Origin of the sequence: Asticcacaulis sp., assembly GCF_027484505.1 — a bacterium.
Lineage (GTDB): Bacteria > Pseudomonadota > Alphaproteobacteria > Caulobacterales > Caulobacteraceae > Asticcacaulis.
Window position 1 is genome coordinate 1 of sequence record NZ_JAIXSV010000224.1, and the last position, 2,612, is coordinate 2,612.

4 protein-coding genes and 1 pseudogene are annotated in these 2,612 nt (G+C 57.5%); 1 reads left to right on the forward strand and 4 read right to left on the reverse strand.

Annotated features, from left to right (window positions below; genetic code table 11):
• A pseudogene (locus tag Q0072_RS13435) lies at positions 1 to 133 on the forward strand (IS630 family transposase); the annotation flags it as partial.
• A 132-nt stretch (positions 134 to 265) separates the two neighbouring features.
• On the opposite strand, the gene Q0072_RS13440 reads toward Q0072_RS13435, so the two are convergent.
• The 4 genes from Q0072_RS13440 to Q0072_RS13455 all read right to left on the reverse strand — a co-directional run bounded on the left by Q0072_RS13440 (position 266) and on the right by Q0072_RS13455 (position 2,561).
• On the reverse strand, positions 266 to 562 hold the full coding sequence (locus tag Q0072_RS13440) for a hypothetical protein (RefSeq protein ID WP_298331044.1): 297 nt from the start codon (positions 560 to 562) through the stop codon (positions 266 to 268).
• Entirely contained in the window at positions 559 to 1,074 is a 516-nt protein-coding gene (locus Q0072_RS13445) for an RNA polymerase sigma factor (protein WP_298331047.1), read from the reverse strand. Before Q0072_RS13445 ends, Q0072_RS13440 begins: the two co-directional genes overlap by 4 nt.
• A gap of 2 nt (positions 1,075 to 1,076) precedes the next feature.
• A complete protein-coding gene (locus Q0072_RS13450; protein ID WP_298331049.1) occupies positions 1,077 to 1,457 on the reverse strand; it encodes a hypothetical protein in 381 nt (126 codons plus the stop codon).
• A 352-nt stretch (positions 1,458 to 1,809) separates the two neighbouring features.
• Positions 1,810 to 2,561 (reverse strand): IS5 family transposase gene (locus tag Q0072_RS13455; RefSeq protein WP_298331051.1). Its coding sequence is split into 2 segments (ribosomal slippage): positions 1,810 to 2,231 and positions 2,231 to 2,561, totalling 753 coding nucleotides; the frame shifts between segments, so codons are not numbered across the junction.
• Positions 2,562 to 2,612 lie beyond the last annotated feature (51 nt).

Below are 2,612 nucleotides of genomic sequence, written 5' to 3' on the forward strand. Positions count from 1 at the left end.
CAAACACCTCCTGAGAAAGGCGGCCGAACGAACCAAGGAAAACGTCTGGAGAAAGATCGGCAAACTCATTGACTTCTTTCCTCCACACGAATGCGCAAACTACTTCACGAACTCAGGATATGCTTCAACCTAAAATCATTTCGCTCTAAAGCCGCGCAAGCTGCCATTGAGGCGGTGGCCAAGGTGGCAGGCGCCGCCCGGCGAGGGGCTAAAAAATCCAGATATTTAGTCCCCTTAGGCGGGCGCTTGACATGGCGGGCTGGCTCTATGCCGGCCGCCTCAACTTTGACGAAGACACAATCTGCCGTCCGGCAAAGAAAAGGCCCGGCAGGACGCCGATGACCGACAAAAAGACGGGCAGGGCAGGGAGGGTCAATACAGGCCACAGCAGCGGCGTCAGGAAAACGCTGCCTCCAAGTATGGCCATAGCGATCATCAGATAGAGGGCCATCTGTCGGCGGAAACGTCGGCGCTCGACGGCTTCGAGAACGCGCAGTTCGAAGGCCAGATCGCGGGCGGGTACATCCGTGGGGGCGAACATCAGACGCAAGGGATCGCTCATACCTCTACTCCCAGAAGTTCACACAGTCGGGCGCGCCCGCGCTGACTATGCGATTTTACCGTGCCAAGGGGAAGCCCCAGAATCCGGGCGGCTTCGGCGTGGCTATAGTCTTCGGCTACGCACAGCGATATGACGGCCCGCATATCGAGCGGCAGGGATTGCATGGCCTTGTCGAGGCTGAGGCGCGTTTCGTGCGTGGGCATTTCCACGTCGCGACGCAGCGAAAGCCACGCCCCGTCACGGGTTTCGGCACGCCGGACGCGGCGGCGGTCATTCTGGGCTTTTTTCCACGCGATGCCACAGACAAAGGTGCGGAAGGACACGCCGGGCTTCAGGTGGTCAATCCGCTCCCAGGCAGTGACGAAGGCCTCCTGCGCCAGATCATCCGCGTCGGCAGGATTGGCCGCCAGCCGTCGCAGAAACAGCCGCACCGCCTGCTGATGCTCTGACACCAGAACGGCGAAGGCGGCCTCTGATCCCTTGCGGGCCTGTGCGTGGCGGGCCGGGTCCATGCCTAGTCTTTCCGCATCATCTTGGCGATCAGGATGATGAGCGAAACGAGAGCGGCAGGGGCAAAGCCCAGCCCCAGCGCGAAATAGACGTCGCTGCCCTGCTTCCAGCCCACATAGCCAAAGGCCAGTGCGAAGGCGGAGAAGATGCAGACCATGGACACCAGACCGCTATTGGCCGTCTGGCCCGTCTTGTCCATGCCATCGTCACCGTTTAACCCAGCGAGCAACGCCGCCGGTGGCTCCTTGCCCTGTTCGAGATACTGGCGGATTAAACCGATGCGGTCCTGTCGGGCCTTGTGACCCATATACATACCAAAAATGCCCATTCCCATGCCAAAAATGGGGAAAAGCAGCCACCAGTATTGCGCAAAAAGGGTTTCCATCGATTGTCTCCGGTTGCATTGATTCCCCTGAGACGAAGGCCCGCAGGGTAAAACGGCGCAGGGCGTGAATGTTGGCATCGACACCCCATCCTGTCTCTTAATGTCCGCCAGAGTTGCGGACGGATGCAGGGCGGTCAAAATTTTCCCACATGTACGCCAAATACCCCCCGCGTATCGAATGTTTATGCGTGTGCGCCTATCCTCACGGGGCCGCAAAAGGTCGTTGATCCAGATCCACCTGCAACGGTCACACTGCGGCCCGAAGGCCCTGGTCTCTCTACGGGGCCTTCGTGCTTTTGCAGGCTTCTCCCTATCGCCCCTTTATACGCTTCGGCCTAGGGTTTGTGGGGATTCATTTTGAGTTTATGACGGCGGCTGCGAGATAGATCATAGCCTTGAAGCTGTTGTCGGTTTTGTCTGCTCTCATGGCGACGCGTTTAAACTCTTTGAGTTTGCAGAAGAAGTTCTCGACCAAGTGTCGCCATTTGTAGATTTCTTTGTCGATGTCCAAAGGCCTTGAACGCCGTGGATGTTGGGAGATGACGATCTTCGCCCCGCGTTCATTGAGATTATCGACGATAGAATTGCTGTCAAAAGCCTTGTCGGCCAACAAGGCCCCGAAGCTGATGCCTGTCAGAAGCGGTTCAACGCCCACAGTATCGAACCGATGCCCAGGCAACAGTTCAAAGCGCACGAGATTGCCAAGTGCATCCGTCAAGGCGAGGATTTTGGTGGTCATGCCGCCCTTTGAGCGGCCTATGGCCTGGCTCTGAGTCCCCCTTTAGCGCCTTGGCCATGACGGTGGACCTTGACTATCGTGGCATCGATCATCGCGTATTCCATATCTGGATCATCCGAGCAGGCATCAAATATCCTTTTAAAAACATCGGCTTTGCGCCAGTCACTGAAGCGGCGAAACGCTGTGCTCCAGTTGCCGTAATGCGCCGGAAGGTCGCGCCAAGGACTGCCGGTACGGGCAATCCAAAGCACGGCCTCTATAAAGCGCCGGTTATCTCCGCCGCTGCGTCCGGGGTCAGTGCGTTTCCCCAAGCAATGCGGTTCGATCTTCGCCCATTGGGCATCGGTTAGAATATTGCGGTCCATGAACAGTATGAATCACAATTCGATTCATCTGTGAATCCCCACAAACCCTAG

What these genes read in the sequence shown, in the direction of transcription:
- Q0072_RS13440 (WP_298331044.1), bottom strand. Translation starts at nt 562, where the DNA reads ATGAGCGATCCCTTGCGTCTGATGTTCGCCCCCACGGATGTACCCGCC.
- Q0072_RS13445 (WP_298331047.1), bottom strand. Translation starts at nt 1,074, where the DNA reads ATGGACCCGGCCCGCCACGCACAGGCCCGCAAGGGATCAGAGGCCGCC.
- Q0072_RS13450 (WP_298331049.1), bottom strand. Translation starts at nt 1,457, where the DNA reads ATGGAAACCCTTTTTGCGCAATACTGGTGGCTGCTTTTCCCCATTTTT.